This is a genomic window from Pseudomonas sp. MDT1-85 (assembly GCF_054898065.1).
This window is the reverse complement of record NZ_CM142715.1, coordinates 1,128,745-1,147,111: the sequence shown is the minus strand read 5'-3', so window position 1 is coordinate 1,147,111 and position 18,367 is coordinate 1,128,745. Positions and strand designations below refer to the sequence as shown.

General features: G+C 57.2%; 15 protein-coding genes, 1 other RNA gene and 3 pseudogenes. 17 read left to right on the top strand and 2 right to left on the bottom strand.

The window, feature by feature from the left end:
* The first annotated feature begins 228 nt into the window (after nucleotides 1–228).
* The 15 genes and pseudogenes from ACYZT2_RS05055 to ACYZT2_RS04985 all read left to right on the top strand — a co-directional run bounded on the left by ACYZT2_RS05055 (nucleotide 229) and on the right by ACYZT2_RS04985 (nucleotide 14,242).
* On the top strand, nucleotides 229–1,923 hold the full coding sequence (locus ACYZT2_RS05055) for a lactate permease LctP family transporter (RefSeq protein WP_461970646.1): 1,695 nt from the start codon (nucleotides 229–231) through the stop codon (nucleotides 1,921–1,923).
* Nucleotides 1,924–2,074: 151 nt separating this feature from the next.
* Nucleotides 2,075–2,899, top strand: coding sequence for a (Fe-S)-binding protein (locus ACYZT2_RS05050; RefSeq protein ID WP_461970644.1), 825 nt, complete (start codon nucleotides 2,075–2,077; stop codon nucleotides 2,897–2,899).
* Nucleotides 2,896–4,350: a LutB/LldF family L-lactate oxidation iron-sulfur protein gene (locus ACYZT2_RS05045; protein ID WP_461970642.1), complete on the top strand. Its 1,455-nt coding sequence runs from the start codon at nucleotides 2,896–2,898 to the stop codon at nucleotides 4,348–4,350. Before ACYZT2_RS05050 ends, ACYZT2_RS05045 begins: the two co-directional genes overlap by 4 nt.
* Complete coding sequence (locus ACYZT2_RS05040) at nucleotides 4,350–5,021, top strand: LutC/YkgG family protein (protein ID WP_461970640.1); 672 nt, start codon at nucleotides 4,350–4,352, stop codon at nucleotides 5,019–5,021. The genes ACYZT2_RS05045 and ACYZT2_RS05040 overlap by 1 nt, the downstream gene beginning before the upstream one ends.
* Nucleotides 5,018–7,837, top strand: coding sequence for an FAD-binding and (Fe-S)-binding domain-containing protein (locus ACYZT2_RS05035; protein ID WP_461970638.1), 2,820 nt, complete (start codon nucleotides 5,018–5,020; stop codon nucleotides 7,835–7,837). Before ACYZT2_RS05040 ends, ACYZT2_RS05035 begins: the two co-directional genes overlap by 4 nt.
* Nucleotides 7,838–7,956: 119 nt before the next feature.
* The gene (locus ACYZT2_RS05030) at nucleotides 7,957–8,229 is read left to right on the top strand and encodes a hypothetical protein (RefSeq protein ID WP_347802344.1); all 273 of its coding nucleotides are present in this window, start codon (nucleotides 7,957–7,959) and stop codon (nucleotides 8,227–8,229) included.
* A gap of 399 nt (nucleotides 8,230–8,628) precedes the next feature.
* Nucleotides 8,629–8,895 carry a hypothetical protein gene (locus ACYZT2_RS05025; protein ID WP_461970636.1) on the top strand — a complete coding sequence of 89 codons (267 nt, stop codon included), beginning with the start codon at nucleotides 8,629–8,631 and terminating at the stop codon, nucleotides 8,893–8,895.
* Between the two features lie 95 nt (nucleotides 8,896–8,990).
* Nucleotides 8,991–9,384, top strand: a transfer-messenger RNA (tmRNA) gene (gene ssrA, locus ACYZT2_RS05020).
* Nucleotides 9,385–9,564: 180 nt separating this feature from the next.
* A pseudogene (locus ACYZT2_RS05015) lies at nucleotides 9,565–9,922 on the top strand (cysteine hydrolase family protein).
* A 90-nt stretch (nucleotides 9,923–10,012) separates the two neighbouring features.
* Nucleotides 10,013–10,741: pseudogene (locus tag ACYZT2_RS05010) on the top strand (site-specific integrase); the annotation flags it as partial.
* Complete coding sequence (locus tag ACYZT2_RS05005; RefSeq protein WP_461970634.1) at nucleotides 10,725–11,408, top strand: hypothetical protein; 684 nt, start codon at nucleotides 10,725–10,727, stop codon at nucleotides 11,406–11,408. The pseudogene ACYZT2_RS05010 and the gene ACYZT2_RS05005, both read left to right, overlap by 17 nt.
* Before the next feature lie 735 nt (nucleotides 11,409–12,143).
* Complete coding sequence (locus ACYZT2_RS05000; protein ID WP_461970632.1) at nucleotides 12,144–12,518, top strand: DUF6124 family protein; 375 nt, start codon at nucleotides 12,144–12,146, stop codon at nucleotides 12,516–12,518.
* Nucleotides 12,519–12,553: 35 nt separating this feature from the next.
* Entirely contained in the window at nucleotides 12,554–12,811 is a 258-nt protein-coding gene (locus ACYZT2_RS04995; RefSeq protein ID WP_461970630.1) for a hypothetical protein, read from the top strand.
* 204 nt (nucleotides 12,812–13,015) lie between these two features.
* The gene (locus ACYZT2_RS04990) at nucleotides 13,016–13,579 is read left to right on the top strand and encodes a histidine phosphatase family protein (RefSeq protein WP_461970628.1); all 564 of its coding nucleotides are present in this window, start codon (nucleotides 13,016–13,018) and stop codon (nucleotides 13,577–13,579) included.
* Nucleotides 13,580–13,873: 294 nt separating this feature from the next.
* On the top strand, nucleotides 13,874–14,242 hold the full coding sequence (locus ACYZT2_RS04985) for a DUF6124 family protein (protein WP_461970626.1): 369 nt from the start codon (nucleotides 13,874–13,876) through the stop codon (nucleotides 14,240–14,242).
* A gap of 281 nt (nucleotides 14,243–14,523) precedes the next feature.
* Here ACYZT2_RS04985 and ACYZT2_RS04980 read toward each other — a convergent pair whose 3' ends face one another.
* Nucleotides 14,524–15,387: a phosphatase PAP2 family protein gene (locus tag ACYZT2_RS04980; protein ID WP_461970624.1), complete on the bottom strand. Its 864-nt coding sequence runs from the start codon at nucleotides 15,385–15,387 to the stop codon at nucleotides 14,524–14,526.
* Nucleotides 15,388–15,421: 34 nt separating this feature from the next.
* Nucleotides 15,422–16,093 (bottom strand): lipopolysaccharide core heptose(II)-phosphate phosphatase PmrG, encoded by a 672-nt coding sequence (gene pmrG / locus ACYZT2_RS04975; RefSeq protein WP_461970622.1) that lies wholly within the window; start codon nucleotides 16,091–16,093, stop codon nucleotides 15,422–15,424.
* 261 nt (nucleotides 16,094–16,354) lie between these two features.
* Here pmrG and ACYZT2_RS04970 point away from each other — a divergent pair.
* Both ACYZT2_RS04970 and ACYZT2_RS04965 read left to right on the top strand, forming a co-directional pair.
* Nucleotides 16,355–17,368, top strand: a pseudogene (locus ACYZT2_RS04970) (methyl-accepting chemotaxis protein); the annotation flags it as partial.
* Nucleotides 17,369–17,410: 42 nt separating this feature from the next.
* Nucleotides 17,411–18,274, top strand: coding sequence for a methyl-accepting chemotaxis protein (locus ACYZT2_RS04965; RefSeq protein WP_461972991.1), 864 nt, complete (start codon nucleotides 17,411–17,413; stop codon nucleotides 18,272–18,274).
* Nucleotides 18,275–18,367 lie beyond the last annotated feature (93 nt).

Sequence of the window (18,367 nt, the reverse complement as noted above, 5' to 3'; positions counted from 1 at the left end):
GCTCTCTATTCTGGCCTATCGGCGCTGCGCCAGCACCTACCAGACGACGTTTGATCGAACAGATCAGATGCGTTCTGCACCGCTCATTCGACAAAAGTTTCAGGGCGGCAAATTGACACAGCGCATACAAGGCTTTTACCCTAGCCAACAGCGATTGTAAATTGGTATTACCAATTACCCAAGAACGCTGACCAGTGCCTGACCAACAACAATTAGGGGCCACCCCATATGCAAACCTGGCAACAGTTCTACAGCCCGCTCGGCAGTCTCGGCGTATCCGCACTCGCGGCCGTCATCCCCATCGTATTTTTCTTCCTGGCCTTGGCCGTGTTCCGACTCAAAGGCCACGTGGCCGGCAGCATCACCCTCGCGCTGTCGATTGCCGTGGCAATCTTCGCGTTCCAGATGCCGGTCGATATGGCCTTCGTGGCAGCCGGATATGGCTTCGCCTACGGCTTGTGGCCGATTGCGTGGATCATCGTGGCAGCGGTGTTCCTGTACAAACTGACGGTCAAGAGTGGCCAGTTCGAAGTCATCCGCAGTTCGGTGCTGTCGATCACTGACGACCAACGCCTGCAAGTGCTGCTGATCGGCTTCTGCTTCGGTGCATTCCTGGAAGGTGCCGCCGGCTTCGGCGCCCCCGTAGCGATTACCGCCGCGCTGCTGGTAGGACTGGGTTTCAACCCACTGTACGCCGCCGGCCTGTGCCTGATCGCCAACACCGCACCAGTAGCCTTTGGCGCATTGGGAATTCCGATCATCGTCGCCGGGCAAGTCACCGGCATCGACGCGTTCAAGATCGGCGCCATGACCGGTCGCCAACTGCCATTGCTGTCGCTGTTCGTGCCTTTCTGGCTAGTGTTCATGATGGACGGGTTGCGCGGCGTTCGGGAAACCTGGCCCGCAGCACTGGTGGCCGGCTTGAGTTTCGCCATCACCCAGTACTTCACCTCGAACTTCATCGGCCCGGAACTGCCGGACATCACCTCGGCCCTGGCCAGCCTGATTTCCCTGACGCTGTTCCTGAAAGTCTGGCAACCGAAACGCGCCGCAGGCCAACACATCGTCGGTGCTGTCTCGGCTTCCGTGGTGAGCGCCAGCGCCGGCGGTTTCGGTCAGCCGCGCAGCACAGTGGCTTCGCCTTACAGCTTCGGTGAAATTCTCAAAGCCTGGTCACCGTTCCTGATTCTTACCGTATTGGTCACCATCTGGACGCTGAAACCGTTCAAAGCCATGTTCGCTGCCGGTGGCTCGATGTATGGCTGGGTGTTCAACTTCGCGATTCCACATCTGGATCAAATGGTGATCAAGGTCGCTCCGATCGTGACCGCCCCGACGGCGATGCCGGCGGTGTTCAAACTCGATCCGGTTTCCGCGACCGGCACGGCGATTTTTTTCTCCGCGCTGATCTCGATGCTGGTGCTGAAGATCAATCTGAGAACTGGTCTTACCACTTTAAAAGAGACCTTTTACGAACTGCGCTGGCCGATCTTATCCATCGGCATGGTGCTGGCCTTCGCCTTCGTCACCAACTACTCGGGCATGTCCTCGACCATGGCTCTGGTACTGGCAGGTACGGGTGCGGCATTCCCGTTCTTCTCGCCGTTCCTCGGTTGGCTGGGGGTTTTCCTGACCGGTTCCGATACCTCGTCCAACGCGCTGTTCAGTTCGCTGCAAGCGACCACTGCGCACCAGATCGGTGTGAGCGATGTGTTGCTGGTGGCGGCGAATACCAGCGGCGGTGTGACCGGCAAGATGATTTCGCCGCAATCGATCGCCGTGGCCTGCGCCGCGACCGGTCTCGTGGGCAAGGAATCAGATCTGTTCCGCTTCACCCTCAAGCACAGCCTATTCTTTGCAACGATCGTCGGCCTGATCACTTTGGCTCAGGCCTACTGGCTCACCGGCATGCTAGTGCACTAAGAACTACACGCGACATGGAAACAACCGACGCCGGGTTACGCCCCCGGCGTCAGCTATTAACAACCGGGTCTGCAAGGCTGCTGAAAGCTTCCCTCACTATATTCAGCAGCCTCAGCGGACGGATAACCGGGACCACCCGGAGACACGCCTGATGAGCGAGCTTTTTTACAACGCTGTGCCGAATGCGACCCGCGTCGCCCCGCCACTGCCCGAGCCTCGGCAATACCCCAGCGAAAAACCGTCACGGGTCTATTTGTTCGGGACCTGCGTGGTGGATCTGTTCTACCCGGAAGCCGGGATGGACGCGATCCACTTGCTGGAACGCGAAGGCATTCGTGTCGAATACCCGCAAGGGCAAAGCTGCTGCGGGCAACCGGCCTACACCTCTGGTTACACCGAACAGGCCCGGACCGTGGCGCGCTCGCAACTGGCGCTGTTTGCCGGGGATTATCCGGTGGTGGTGCCGTCGGGGTCATGCGCGGGCATGGTGCGCGAACACTATGCCGACTTGTTCAAGGACGAGCCGCAAACGCTGAAACAGGTCCAGGCCCTTGCGGCACGGACTTATGAGTTGGCCGAATTCCTGCTGTTTGTCTGCAAGGTGCAGCTCAAGGACAGCGGCGAACCGGTAAAAGTGGCGTTGCACACGTCGTGCTCGGCACGTCGAGAAATGAACACCCACCTGCACGGCCGTGAGTTGTTGGCGCAGCTAAGCAATGTGGAGCGAGTCGACCACAGCCACGAAAGTGAATGCTGTGGCTTTGGTGGGACTTTCAGCGTCCGTATGCCAGATATTTCCGGCGCGATGGTGGCTGACAAGACCCGGGCGTTGAAGGAGTCCGGCGCGCACAAGGTACTCAGTGCCGACTGCGGTTGCCTGATGAACATCAATGGCTCGCTGGAGAAACAACAGGAAGCATTACGCGGTCAGCATCTGGCCAGCTTCCTTTGGCAGCGTACCGGAGGTGCCCGATGAGCACTTCCACGATTATTCCTACGGTTGCCGTAGAAGAAGATTTTCGCGCCAGGGCTCACAAGGCTTTGGCTGACACGCAACTGCGAAACAACTTTCGCAGCGCGATGGATTCACTGATGAGCAAACGGGCAGCGTCCTTCAGCGATGCCTTTGAGCGAGAACATTTGCGAGTGCTGGGCAATGCTGTCCGCGCCCGTGCGTTATCCAAGTTGCCCGATTTACTCGAGCAACTTGAACAGAACCTGACCCGCAACGGTGTGACAGTGCACTGGGCGGAAACGGTGGACGAGGCCAATGGCATCGTCTTGTCGATCATCCGCGCTCACGAGGGGCGGCAAGTGATCAAGGGCAAATCGATGGTCAGCGAAGAGATGGAGATGAACCATTTCCTCGCTGAACAGGGCATTGAATGTCTGGAATCGGACATGGGCGAGTACATCGTCCAGCTCGACCACGAGAAGCCTTCACACATTATTATGCCGGCGATCCACAAGAATGCCGGTCAGGTCGCGTCCTTGTTCCACGACAAACTTGGCGTGGAGTACACCAAGGACGTTGACCAACTCATTCAGATCGGTCGCAAAGTCTTGCGACAGAAATTCTTCGAAGCAGACATCGGCATCTCGGGCGTCAACTTCGCCGTGGCTGAAACCGGCACCCTGTTGCTGGTGGAAAATGAAGGCAACGGGCGCATGTCGACCACCGTGCCACCCGTACACATAGCCGTCACGGGCATCGAGAAAGTCGTCGAAAACCTGCGCGACGTCGTACCGCTGTTGTCGCTGCTGACCCGCTCGGCTCTCGGCCAGCCGATCACCACCTACGTCAACATGATCTCCGGGCCGCGCAAAGAACATGAACTCGACGGCCCGCAGCAAGTGCATCTGGTACTACTCGACAACGGTCGCAGCCAGGCGTTTGCCGACAGCGAATTGCGCCAGACCCTGAACTGCATTCGCTGCGGCGCCTGTATGAATCATTGCCCGGTCTATACCCGAATCGGCGGCCATGCCTATGGGGAGGTTTACCCAGGGCCTATCGGAAAAATCATCACCCCGCACATGGTCGGCCTGGCGAAAGTCCCCGATCACCCGAGTGCCTCGTCGTTATGCGGTGCCTGCGGTGAAGTCTGCCCGGTAAAAATTCCGATCCCCGCATTGCTGCGTCGCCTACGGGAAGAGAACGTCAAAGCCCCGGACAGCCCGCATCAAGTCATGCGCGGCCAAGGCAGCAAGTACTCGCGCAAAGAACGGTTTATCTGGAACGCCTGGGCGAAGCTCAACAGCTCGCCAACGCTCTATCGCTTTTTCGGCTTTCTCGCCACCCGCCTGCGCGCGCTGACGCCGAACAACGTCGGCCCGTGGACCCAGAACCACAGCGCACCGAAACCCGCTTCCCGATCACTGCATGACATGGCCCGCGAGCATTTGGCCAAACAGGGAGACCGCTGATGAGCGCCAAGCAAAATATCCTCGCCAAATTGCGCAACAGTCTGACGGGGACCACGCCGGTGCCTGACAACTTCGATGTCGAATTGGTGACCGAGCCCTACACCTACACGCCAGAGCAACGCATCCCGCAACTGCGCAAACTGATGGAAGCGGTGCACACCGAAATTCATCTGACGTCAGGCGAAGGCTGGCCCGAATTACTGGCGCAACTGCTGCAGGATCGCCAGTTGCCGAGTCTGTTGATTGCGCCGACGACACCTCACGGTCAACGCATCACTCAGCATTGGACGAAAAATCCTGGCCTGCCCACGCTCAAAGCCTACGACCGTCCGGTCGAGGAATGGAAAGCCGAGTTGTTCAACGACACCCCGGCCAGCCTGACCACCACCCTCGGCGCAATCGCCGCGACAGGTAGCCTGATTCTCTGGCCGACGCGGGAAGAACCGCGCCTGATGAGTCTGGTGCCGCCGGTGCATTTCGCGCTGCTCAAGGGCAGTGAAATCCGCGACAACTTCTATCAGGTGCAGCAGGAATTCGAATGGGCCCAAGGCATGCCGACCAACGCCTTGCTGGTGTCCGGCCCGTCGAAGACTGCCGATATTGAACAAGTGTTGGCTTACGGTGCCCACGGCCCGAAAGACCTGGTGGTTCTGATCCTGGAGGACCAATGAGTCTACCGGCGGCTTTCCTGCGAGATGCGCAGCAACTGATTCCTCAAGCGCGACGTTTCGACGATCCGCTTTCGACGCTGGCCTTCGGTACCGATGCCAGTTTTTACCGACTGATTCCGAAACTGGTGATCCGCGTCGAGTCCGAAGACGAAGTGGTGGCGCTGCTCACATTGGCGCAACGGGATAAAGTCCCGGTAACCTTCCGCGCCGCCGGCACCAGCCTTTCCGGCCAGGCCATCAGCGACTCGGTGTTGATCGTCCTGGGGGATAACTGGAACGGCCGCGAGATTCGCGGTCAAGGCACACAAATTCGTCTGCAACCGGGCGTTATCGGCGCGCAAGCCAACGCGTGGCTGGCACCGTTCGGACGCAAGATCGGCCCGGACCCGGCCTCGATCAATGCCTGCAAGATCGGCGGCATCGTCGCCAACAATGCCAGCGGCATGTGCTGCGGCACGGCGCAAAACACTTATCACACGTTGGCGGGCATTCGTCTGGTGTTGGCCGATGGCAGCCGTCTTGATACCGAAGATGCGGCGAGTGTTGCAGCGTTTCGTGAGAGCCACGCGTCGCTGCTCGAACATCTGGCGAGCCTGGGTCGCGAGACCCGCGCCAATGCCGAACTGGCAGCAAAAATTCGCCACAAATACCGTCTGAAAAATACCACCGGCCTGTCACTCAATGCCCTGGTGGATTTCGACGAGCCTGTGGATATCTTGAGCCACTTGCTGGTGGGCTCCGAAGGCACCCTCGGTTTCATCAGCGCGGTGACTTACGACACAGTGATCGACCACCCGAACAAGGCCTCGGCGCTGATCGTGTTTGCGGACGTGGAAACCTGCTGCAACGCCGTCACCGTGCTGAAAAGCCAACCGGTGTCGGCCGTGGAATTGCTGGATCGCCGCAGCCTGCGCTCGGTGCAGGACAAACCCGGCATGCCTGCTTTCGTACAGCATCTGTCGAACAATGCCTGCGCCTTGCTGATCGAATCCCGCGCCGCATCGTCCACTTTGCTACAGGAGCAACTGACGCAAATCATGACATCGCTGACGGGCTTCCCGGTGGAGAAGCAAGTCGACTTCACCGAAGACCCGGTGGAAAACGCCCGGCTCTGGGCGATCCGCAAGGACACATTCCCCGCCGTCGGCGCGGTGCGCAAAACCGGCACCACGGTGATCATCGAAGACGTCACCTTCCCGGTGGAACAACTGGCCATTGGCGTGAACCGTTTGATCGAGCTGTTCGACAAACATCACTACGACGAAGCGATCCTTTTCGGACACGCCCTGGAAGGCAATCTGCACTTTGTCTTCACCCAAGGGTTCAACAGCGCCGAAGAAGTCGCACGCTACCAGGCGTTCATGGACGATGTCGCGCAATTGGTGGCCGTTGAATTCGGCGGCTCGCTGAAGGCCGAACACGGCACCGGTCGCAACATGGCGCCCTTTGTCGAACTGGAGTGGGGCAGCGATGCCTACCAGTTGATGTGGCAGCTTAAACGCCTGCTCGACCCTAACGGCATTCTCAACCCGGACGTGGTGCTCAGCGAGGATCCACAGATCCACCTCAAGCACCTGAAGCCGTTGCCGGCCGCCGATGAGTTTGTGGATAAGTGCATCGAATGCGGTTTCTGTGAACCGGTCTGCCCGTCGAAAGGCCTGACGCTCAGCCCACGCCAGCGCATCGTGATCTGGCGTGACATTCAAGCGAAGAAACGCGCCGGCACAGACACCGCCGAACTGGAACAAGCCTACGAATACCAAGGCATCGATACGTGCGCCGCCACAGGCCTGTGTGCACAACGTTGCCCTGTAGGAATCAATACCGGCGAGCTGGTGAAAAAGCTCCGAGGCCGTAAGGCAACGCATACGAAAACTGCCAACTGGATTGAAAGAAATTTCGCCACTGCGTTGCAAGGTGCGCGCTTCACCCTGCATGTGGCCAACGGTGCGCGGATGCAGTTGGGAGCGCCACGCCTGGCGAAGCTTTCGGCATCGCTGACGCGGCTGTCCAAGGGCCAGGTTCCGCAATGGACCAACGCCATGCCGCAGCCGGAAAGGGCTATTCGCTTCAGCCCGACGGTGTCGGACGAGCGGCCTCGGGTGGTGTACCTGGCGGCCTGCGTGTCGCGGGTCATGGGCCCGGCAGCGGGTGATAAAGAACAAATGTCTCTGTACGAAAAAACCCGTGGTCTGTTGGAAAAGGCCGGTTATCAGGTGGTCTTCCCGGACAATCAGGACAACCTCTGCTGCGGCCAGCCATTCGCCTCCAAAGGCTACGCCGAACAGGCCGAACACAAGCGCCAGGAACTGATCGGCGCACTGCTGCACGCCAGCCGCGGCGGGCTCGACCCGATCTATTGCGACACCAGCCCCTGCACCTTGCGGCTGGTTCAGGACTTGGGCGATGTGCGGCTGGACCTGTATGACCCGGTGCGTTTCATCCGCACTCACTTGATGGATCGTCTCGATTTCACCCCCCAGGAAGCACCGATCGCGGTACACGTCACGTGTAGTACTCAGCATTTAGGCGAGAGCCAGGCGTTGATTGATCTTGCGCGCAAATGCAGTAAAAACGTGGTCATTCCGGAAGGCATTCACTGCTGCGGTTTTGCCGGTGACAAGGGCTTTACCACCCCGCAATTGAATGCCCACTCGTTACGCACGCTCAAGGACGCGGTACAGCAATGCAGTGAGGGGATTTCCACCAGCCGCACCTGTGAGATCGGTCTGACGCAGCACGGTGGAATTGATTACCACGGGCTAGTCTATTTGGTGGATCGGGTAACGCAGGCGAGGGTTATGCAAGAAAAATAGAACCCTGATGCGCTGCCATAGTCCACAGAATAAGCCCGGACGTTACCGGGCTTTACCCAAACTCGGCAGCCCGTCCTGATGGCCAGCGATGCCTGGACCCTCAGTTCAAGGAGATACTCATGAAACGTTCTGTACTGTTAGGTCTGTTCGTTACTGTCTCGCTGATGGCGTCCACCTCGTTTGCCGCCGAAGACCTCTGTGCGGTCAACTTGAAAACCATCGAAAATGCCAAGACACAGACTCCTCCAGAGATGACTGATCAGGTAATGGAAAGCGTCACGAAAGCCAAAGCCGATCAGGCAAAAGGCACCAAGGAAGGGACTGATGACTGCATCGCCGAGACCGAACAAACTATCCAGCAAATCAAGAACGCGAACAAAGGTGGGAAGTAATCCAGCACAAGGCCAACCTTCGGGTTGGGCTTGTAGCCCCTGGTGGCACCCAATATGAAGCAAACCAAAACCCGCCAAATGCGGGTTTTGTTGCATCTGGAGTTTGGTCATGCGTGCACCGCCCGCGTCGCGGTGAAAAAACTCGACACCCTGCGCAAATCCGTGGGAGGCGCGAAGTCCATAGGCGCGAGACCTTGCAAGCGGCCACCAGTGAAAAGAAGCAATTGTGCTCCTTTGCTTCTATCAAACAGTTTTTCATAGCCATTCTGCCAAAACCGAATTACTGCGCCGCGCCGTAGTCTTTTAAGTAGGCCCCATCAATCGTGGCTCATTTTCCGGCCTCGGCCGAGCCGCCCGCTCATACGGCAGCACCGAGACCATCAGTTCAAGGAGATATCCATGAAACGTACCGCACTCGCTGGTCTTTTCATTTCTGCTGCTATGTTGGCCTCTCCCATATTTGCTGCAGACAACAATCTGTGTACAAGCAAGCTGCAAGAGCTCAAAAACAAAGTGACTTCACTGCCGGCGACCTCCACAAACACCGCAATGGAGATCAAAAGGCTGCTATCCAGCGCCGAAGCCTCACAAGCCTCTGGGGACGACAAAAAATGCGTCACCGAGGCCACACAGGGACTGTCACTCGCTAACCAAGCCAACCCATAACCTGCGATGGACGACCTTCGGGTTGGCCTTCTGAGCCGTATTGGCGTACACTGCGCGTGCTTGTTGCTCACTTTGATTCACAGAGCAACAGGCTCGGGGCCGTTTAGGATTCGACGCCGGTTGCGAAACTTTAGGTGCATGCCGAGTTGGTAACAGAACTCGTAAATCCACTGTTGCAACTTTCTATAGTTGCCAATGACGAAACCTACGGGGAATACGCTCTCGCTGCGTAAGCAGCCTTAGCCCTTCCCTCCTGGTACCTTCGGGTCCAGCAATCATCAGGGGATGTCTGTAAACCCAAAGTGATTGTCATATAGAACAGAATCGCCGTGCAGTACGTTGTGGACGAAGCGGCTAAAACTTACACAACTCGCCCAAAGCACCCTGCCCGTCGGGTCGCTGAGGGTTAACTTAATAGACACGGCTACGCATGTAGTACCGACAGCGGAGTACTGGCGGACGGGGGTTCAAATCCCCCCGGCTCCACCAATCCGAAAACGACAAAGCCCGCCAAGTGCGGGCTTTGTTGCATCTGGGGTTTGGGAAATGGTCGGCTACCCCGCATCCCCTGTAGGAGCGAGGCTTGCCTGCGAAGAGGGCCAACCAGACTGGCACAAATCGCTCGCAGCCAAAGATGCAACTGTCGCCGCGACCACCCTCGGAGATGCCATGCGCCAAGCCCTCCTGATCATCGACGTGCAGCCAGGTTTCGCCCCAATGGCTTAACGATGGATCGGCACCCTGCCCCGGACGACGACAACCTCATCCAGGCCGACCGTATCCTCATCAAGCACGTTTATGCGCCTTCCCCGGAAACCATCGATTATTTAAAATAGCCTGAAGTGGTGTGCAGCTGTCAGACGGAGACCTGCTGCCTGGCGGCTGAGTTTGCGCTGTTTGATGCGGGATGCAGCCGACGCTGATTAGCGATCTAACGGTGGGTTCGTCGCTGGATCGGACGGGAAGGTTGGGGATTAGGCTTTGGCAGCATCACTTCAATCGCATGGTGGAGGTGAGTGAGGTGTGATGGGAACCGCCGTAGAGTGTTCAGGAGTAGGACACGATTGGATGACTATGCCGGGACTGAATTAATCGTGGTCTGGCCCCTTTTTTCCACGAAGAAGAGTTGATTGAGGTGAATCCGCTGTCAGGTTGGACCTACTCGAGGAAAGAGGCGCCGCCGAAGGAAGACGATGTCGATCCATTCAGCCCAGAGGAGCAGCAGGCTGTTCTCGGCGCGCTCACCGGCCAGGCTCGCAACATGATGCAGTTCGCTTTGTGGACTGGCCTGCGCACCAGCGAACTGGTCGCGCTTGATTGGGGCGACGTTGACTGGCTGCGAGAAGAGGTAATGGTTAGCCGAGCTATGACCCAAGCCAGCAAGGGAACAGCGGAGATAACGAAGACTGCTGCAGGGCGACGTAGCGTCAAACTGCTCCGTCCTGCGATGGAGGCGCTGAAAGCCCAGAAGTCGCACACATTCCTAGCAGACGCCGAGGTCTTCCAGAATCCGAGAACGCTCGAGCGCTGGGCCGGCGACGGACCGATCCGGAAAACTATGTGGGTGCCGGCCATGAAGAAAGCGGGCGTTCGGTACAGGCGCCCCTATCAGACCAGGCATACCTATGCGTCGATGATGCTATCCGCCGGTGAGCATCCGATGTGGGTTGCTAAGCAGATGGGGCATACTGACTGGACGATGATAGCCCGCGTTTACGGACGGTGGATGCCAACTGCGGACAAAAACGCGGGAGAAAAAGCTGAAGCCGCCTTTGATAAAGAAACAGACGAAAACCGCACGCTTAAAACAGCCAAGGAAAACTGTAGCAATGGCAGACACAATTGATAAAAGTACCCTCGCATGGGTCGGCGGCATCCTTGTGGCGGCAATCACCACAACAGCTACAGCCGTTCATGTGTTCCACGATCAATATATTACGCCAATAAAAGTTTTTGAATCCGAACAAAACGTAAAAAAGCTGACTGAAAAAATTGAATCTCAAGCTGACACCGTAAATCAGTTGAAGATCACCAAAGAAGAACTAGAAAAAACCAGACAAAAACTTGCTCAAATTGAGAATTCTAGCCTATTTACAAAAAACGATCCTTACCCCGCCACATTAGATATTGCGCGCTTAGGAGAGGGAATATCTAAGGTTTATTCCCTCTATAAAAAAGACGACATCACAGTCTCCAATGACATTGCATCACAACCACGGCTAATAATTAAAGTTAATAACTCCGTATTTAACGAGATCCGGTACAGTTATAACTCAAAAACAGAAACTATAACTTCAATCGGTTTCACTCTGGACTGGCAAAAAGAATTAGGGGATAAATTTCTTGAAGAAATGCTGACTAAGGCGTTGGGTGACCCACAAACGACAGTTGATAGCGGTCAGTTCAGGTGGCGAGTACCAGGAGTAGCAGATGCGTATCTGATCCTCAATAACTTCATATTGATGAAAAAAGGCTTTACTCCTCGCCTGTGGGATGAGGACAGCGCAAAATGACAACAAAATGGCAGCTTGAGCGCTGAAAGGCCCGTTCCGTCAAGCATGGATGGGGGTTCAAATCCCCCGGCCCAATCGAAGCCAGCAAAGCCCGCCTAGGCGGGCTTTGCTGTATCCGGGGCCCAGCGTCACCACCGTCGAACACCACGACGAATCCAGAATCTCCTTCCCGAAAAAATTCTGGGCGGCACCCCGCTCTGGGTTCAGCGCTATAGGATCCATGTTGCCCTTCTACCTGCGAGGATGTCGTAATGAGCCTGAAAGCACTGATTGTCGCGCTTACCCAGTCCATCATCTCTGGCTGTGCGTACTACAACGACCGCAGTACCGGCGAAGTTCAGGACACCAGCAAGGTCGGGCTTATTGCATGTGATGCGACGCCTGCCAATCAACCTAGGTGTTGCCTGACAGACTCGTACTCACCGTCCTAGGAAATTTCCCGCAAAACGCATCGACTTCCATGAACTAGCGGGCGCTGCTCATCAAGGATAGCCTTCAGGTGTCGCTGCAAATCAGCGATCGGCTTTGACAGGCTGAAAACCGGAAACTTCCACTCTTCCTGATAAAACGGCATGCTTGCGCGCATGCAGCTTTTTCATGGCGGCTGTGCGTGGGGCATCTTCGGATGCACCGGGTTCCTGCGTTTCCGGTCTGTCAACCCGCGTACAGCTGCCACCCAATACTGTTTGACAGCAGGGTGTTGGCAGCTCCTCCAAATAACACAGGAGCTCCACCATGAAGAAGATCACCCCCAATCCTCCAGAAACCGATACCCCTTCAGAACCCGAAACCCTCGACCTGACCCAACTCTCCAAAGCCACCCAACGCGCCGTCAGCGCCCGCTTGCGCGACCCGAAACAGCCCGATCCCGTGAGCCATATTTTCACCATCCTCCCCGACGTCGATACACCCACCCTGCTCGGTCACGCCAGTGAAACTCTGGCCTCCATGAATGTCATGACTACCGACCTGGCCGACCAGCTCGAAGGCTCGCATCGCAACGTGGCATTGGCGATTCAGCAATTGGCCGTGCTGGCCGAGATGTTGATCAATCGAGCGCTGGATAACCTCGATTCGCCCATGCCGGCGGTCACGCCCGTCTGCCACTGAGTGATCACGCTCGTTGATCGAATGGAGGTTTTGTCATGGATCGATACATGCCGGTCACCGGCATCGACTGCACCATCGCGTCGCTGCTGATCGACACGGAAGCGCCGCTGGACGTGTTGCATGAGACTGCGGCCTACCGCATCCGCACCGCGACTCAATTGCTGGAAAGTTTCGCGGTGAGCGAAGGCGTTTACAGTGAGCTGGCGCGGGTGTTGGTGACTTCGTTGCGCGATGGCTGCGATTTGCTGGATGTGGTTGGGCGAAGGTTACAGATGCAGGTTTCGGCGTCGTAACGAACCCTACATAGGAAATCGTTGCCGCTACCCCAACACAAAAAGGCACCTGACGAGCATATCGCAGGTGCCTTTTTTTGGATTTTAAATCTGGATGCTGATCAATGTTTCAGGGCATTTATTCTGGCATGATCATCCCCCTCTAAATACCCGCAAGAGTGCATCCTCTGTACTCACGGGGCCGCAGACAAGGATGTGATTACAATGGAAAGGGAAATCATCTTAATGCGTCATGGCCAGCCGAATCTGGCTGTGATCGACAAGATTTCATCACTCGATATGAAACACTGGATCGAACAATACGACCTCTCCGAAATCATCAACCAACTCGCCCCTGAGGCTAGTGTGGAGGTGGCCGCTACCGCCAGAGTGATCGTGTCGAGTACAGCACCTCGGGCGTTGACATCCGTTCGGGCGCTGGGCCTTCAACCCAGCCTTGTAGATGAGATCTTCTGCGAGGCGCAGTTGCCCTATGGGCGATGGCCACGGCCGCGGCTTTCACCTTTTACGTGGGCATTTATTCTTCGAATCCTGTGGTTGTGCGGTTTCTCCGGGACGGTCGAGTCTGCCCGCAAGGCTAGAGTGCGGGCCAATGCGGCAGCTCAACAACTTCAATCTCTTGCCAACGAAGGGCCAGTTCTGCTGCTCGGTCATGGATTCATGAATCGAATGATCGCCAAGCGATTGGAAGCTGCCGGTTGGACGCGCCATATAAGCAATGGCAACCGGTACTGGAGCGCGACAGCCTACCGGATGAATCAGAGTTAAGGCACGGCGACAGCCCACAGGCTCTCTTGTGTGGAGCCTTATTCATCATCAGTGATGATTAAGCCTCAAAGGGTGATGGTCGCTCCGGGTTATGCAGGCTGAATGTAACGAAAAGAGTTTCTCTGACAGATTGGAGCCACGTCATCCTGGGAAATTTCCCGCAACCTGTGGCGACTTCCATGAACTGGCGAACAAGGTTTCCGGAAGATAGTCTTCACGCTTCGCTACAAACCCTGCGGACGGTTATGACAAGCCGAAACAGCGTAAGGATCCCTAACCTCATGGAACGCCCTTATGAAAAAGATCACCCTGAAATTAGTTAAAAATCCGGCCACTTCCGAGCCTGAAACCTGCGACCCTACCCAACTTCCCCAAGCCACCGAACGCGCTGTCAGCGCCCGCCGGCGCAACCCGAACAGGAACATCTTCAGCGTCCGTCCCGACGTCGATACGAACACCCTGCTCGCTCATGCCAGCGAAACCCTGGCCTCCCTCAACGTCATGACTTTGGACTTTGCCAATCGACTCGAAGGTTCGCAGCACAATGTGGCGCTGGCTCTTCATCAGTTGGCGGTGTTGACCGAACTTTTGGTCAACCGAGCGCGGGATAATCTCGATCCGAACGGGTCGGTGACCGTAGACAAACCGCCCGTCTTTCACTGAGTGATCACGCTCGTTGATCGAAGGGAAGTTTTGTCATGGATCGATGCATGCGACGGTCACAGGCACAGGTTTCGGCGTAGAAAAGAAAAATGGAGAAGCCTTCCATCAACATGAATTTTTCTTCACCCCACCACCTCTCTCCAACCTGTACATTCCCCTCGCTCATTCAAGAAACTACAGTTTGCCCGCCTCCCGCGGGCTTTTTTTTGCCTGCCGTTTTTAGCGATGATCTCAAATGACCGGCGCCGGGTCACATGAACCCGCCGCACCCTAGAAGGCGCTCAAGACCATGAAGGTGGGGCGTCAGGCTTACTACTTTGTAACCCTGTAAACGGCTCAACAACAGGTGACGCAACCTTCTGCAGTACAGGCAGCTCCAGCCGCGCCCGCCCATAGAACATCAACGCCGTCAGCAAACATGCCATCCATACAAAGATTCCGGCCCAGAAGGTGTGGGACATGTAGTGCCAACCCTGTAGAACCCGCGTCGTGCCGTAGACGAAACCGAGCAGCAGCGAGCCGTGCATCAGCGCTTTGGAATATCGCCAGCGATAGCGGCGCGCCACGAAGTACAGCGCGAGCATGGTGAAGCCGCCCGACGCATGTCCACCCGGCCAGCAGCGACCGTCGCCAGCGACCTTCAGCAGATCGAAATTCTGGTACCACTCCTTGTGTTCGATTATCCCGGCGTACTGAGTCGTTTCGACCGGGCAATACACACTGGTGTGGCCTTTGAGGTAGTGGATAACGCCAGTGCTGATGGAAAACGCGAACACCACATAGAGGAAGTCCCGACGGTGTTTACTGGCGAACCGAAGTACCGGCGCGACTTTGATTTTTTCCAGGAACGTGATGATCTTCGAATGTTTTTCAGCTTTCAGCCGCGGCCAGAGAAACGACAGCAAAGCGCCGATCATCGCGATCTCACCGGTCCAGTTCGGAATGATCCGCGCCCATTTATGGGTGATCTTCTCGAACAGATGGACATGCTCCAACGGAAATACCCGCGTGGCCGGATCATAAAAAAGATCGCTGAAGGCGATATCGAGTTTGGTCAGGTCAAACAGCAGGAACACCACGACCGCGCAAACCAGCGGGATACCGAAGTTCGCCCAGTAAAAGCGGGAACGGGAAGAAGTCAGCATCGTACGTCCTGATCCAGAGGGATGATGGTGAAGCTCATTCGGTGGTGACCGAACGCCAGTCGGACGCCTCGATGAAACCAAGCATGCGCGGTGGCTGAGACTTTTTGGCGGAGATAAACAGAGAAGCGCCGTAACCAAGGGTCGCGGTCGGTAACTTGAGGTCTTTTTCGAGTTGCGCCATGCATTCGCTATGGGTCACCAGAATCAGGTTGCGCCCGGCCACTTTGTGCGCCAAGGCATCGCGTAACATGCTGCCCCTGCAGCGGATCAACCAGTCCTCACCGACGCCAACCTTGTTGAACATGTAACCGGCGGTTTGCGCCGTACGCATCATCGGACTGTTGTAGATATCGGCCTTGTCCAGGCCCAGACGTTCGAACTGGGCACCGACACTCACCGCCACGCTGCGCGAGCGATCCGTAATGCCATCGTTGCCAATCAGACAGGCTGCGGTGGAGTGATCGCAGCGCTCGACGTGGCGCACCAGCACGATCATGTCGCCCTTGGCCCAACCAGTCGCCAACGCGCGGGCACCCGCCACATTGCCATGGGCCAGGTCCGGCACGGCAGCGGGCCGCAACAGCCAAACCGTCAGCGGAATCACCAACAAGGCAGATGCCAGCACCACCGCGGCGTTTCGATAACGGGCCAAAGGGCTCAGATCGATCGAGCGTTTTATCCCGAACAGACTCAGTCTCAATTCCACATCAAGCCGCCTCGCCGGCATGCACCACTGTCATTCGTTACCGCGAGGATAAAGACGCACGCGTCGGCAGCCGGTGAAACTCATGTGAAAAAAAGCTTAAGACCCGCCCAAAAATCTTGTTACAGAATCCATCCAACAAAATCCTTTCAGCTCTCGCGATTGCTGCCGATATAAACCTGCTAACCCCCTTGCTGGCTCTTAAAACAACAATCTTCCAGCCAACCGACGATCAAGAAGCACAACGTTCCTGGAGGAATATTGATGAATAGCTGGTTCGGTAATATCAGCGTGAACCTGAAACTGGGCCTGGGATTCGGCCTGGTTCTGGCACTGACTTGCGTCCTCGCCCTGACCGGCTGGACGAGCCTGGGCGGGTTGATTGACCGCAGCAACTGGATGAGCGACATCACTCAGCTCAACGCCGGCCTGACCAAACTGCGTGTGGTTCGCCTGCAATACATGCTGACCAACGGCGATGAAACTGCCGCACAAAATGTGCAGACCACCCTCGACGGCTTCATCGCTCAGCAACAAGCATTGCTGTCGAGTTTCAAGAGCCCGGAAAACGTCAAACTCCTCAAAGAGCAGAGCGCGACCATCAGCGCTTACCAGATCTCCCTGAACAAAATGCGTAGCGCCTACCGCACCGGTAACAGCGCCCGCGACGCCATGGGCGCCAATGCTGAAACCGCCAGCAAGCTGATCGAATCGATCAGCACCCGCGTGCAGCAAATGCCCCTGAGCGATCAACGCTTCGAACAGTTCCAGGCCATCACTGCGGCCAAGGAAGCGTTCATCCTGGCGCGCTACGAAGTGCGTGGCTACACCGCCAGCACCAACGTCGAGACCGAGCAAAAAGCCGTCGCGCAACTGGACACGGCCATCGCCAGCCTGAAACAGCTCAATGTCCACTTCGCCGAGACCCAGCAAGATGCTCTGCGTCAGCTGGAAACCGCGCTGGGTAACTACCGCAGCGCCTTGCAAGCGTATAAAACCGCCAACACCGATGCGGTGCAGGCGCGCAAGGAAATGACCGAACAGGGCGCCACCATCGTGACGCTGAGCGATCACCTGTATCAGATCCAACTTGAACGTCGTGACGTCGAAAGCGCCCAAGCCCGCACGCTGCAACTGATCAGCACCTTGCTGGCATTGCTGGTGGGCATCATTGCCGCCGTGATCATCACCCGTCAGATCACCGGCCCGTTGCGCGATACCCTGGCCGTGGTCGAGCGCATCGCCAGCGGCGATCTGTCCCAGGACGTCAAAGTGACTCGCCGCGACGAACTCGGCGTGTTGCAGCAAGGCATCGCGCGCATGGGCGTGACCCTGCGCGATTTGATCAGTGGTATCCGCGATGGCGTCACCCAGATCGCCAGCGCCGCCGAAGAACTGTCGGCCGTGACCGAGCAGACCAGCGCCGGGGTCAACAGCCAGAAGATCGAGACCGATCAAGTGGCCACCGCCATGCACGAGATGACTGCCACGGTGCAGGAAGTCGCGCGCAACGCTGAAGAAGCGTCCCAAGCCGCAGCCGCCGCTGATGGCGAAGCGCGCGAAGGCGATAAAGTGGTCAACGAAGCCATCGCCCAGATCGAGCGCCTGGCCAGCGAAGTAGCGCGCTCCACCGAAGCCATGAACGTGCTGCAGCAGGAAAGCGACAAGATCGGCAGCGTCATGGACGTGATCAAAGCCGTGGCCGAGCAGACGAACTTGCTGGCACTCAACGCCGCCATCGAAGCGGCCCGTGCCGGTGAAGCCGGTCGTGGTTTTGCTGTGGTGGCGGACGAAGTTCGCGGCCTGGCCCAGCGCACGCAGAAATCCACCGAGGAAATCGAAGGCCTGGTAGCGGGTCTGCAGAACGGTACCCAACAAGTGTCGGCCGTGATGAACAACAGCCGCGCCCTGACCGACAGCAGTGTGGCGCTGACCCGCAAGGCCGGCGTGTCACTGGAAAACATCACCCGCACCGTGTCGAACATCCAGTCGATGAATCAGCAGATCGCGGCCGCCGCCGAGCAACAAAGCGCCGTGGCCGAAGAGATCAGCCGCAGCATCATCAACGTACGCGACGTGTCCGAACAGACCGCCGCCGCCAGCGACGAAACCGCTGCCTCCAGTGTTGAACTGGCGCGGCTGGGGAATCAGTTGCAGATGATGGTGAGCCACTTCCGGGTGTAACGCCTGTGCCCCTCCCCGTCAGTGCCGGTACTGGCGGGGATCTCGGGGACGTCCGGCCATGCAGCGTTTCAAAATCCTACAGCTTCCCCTCCC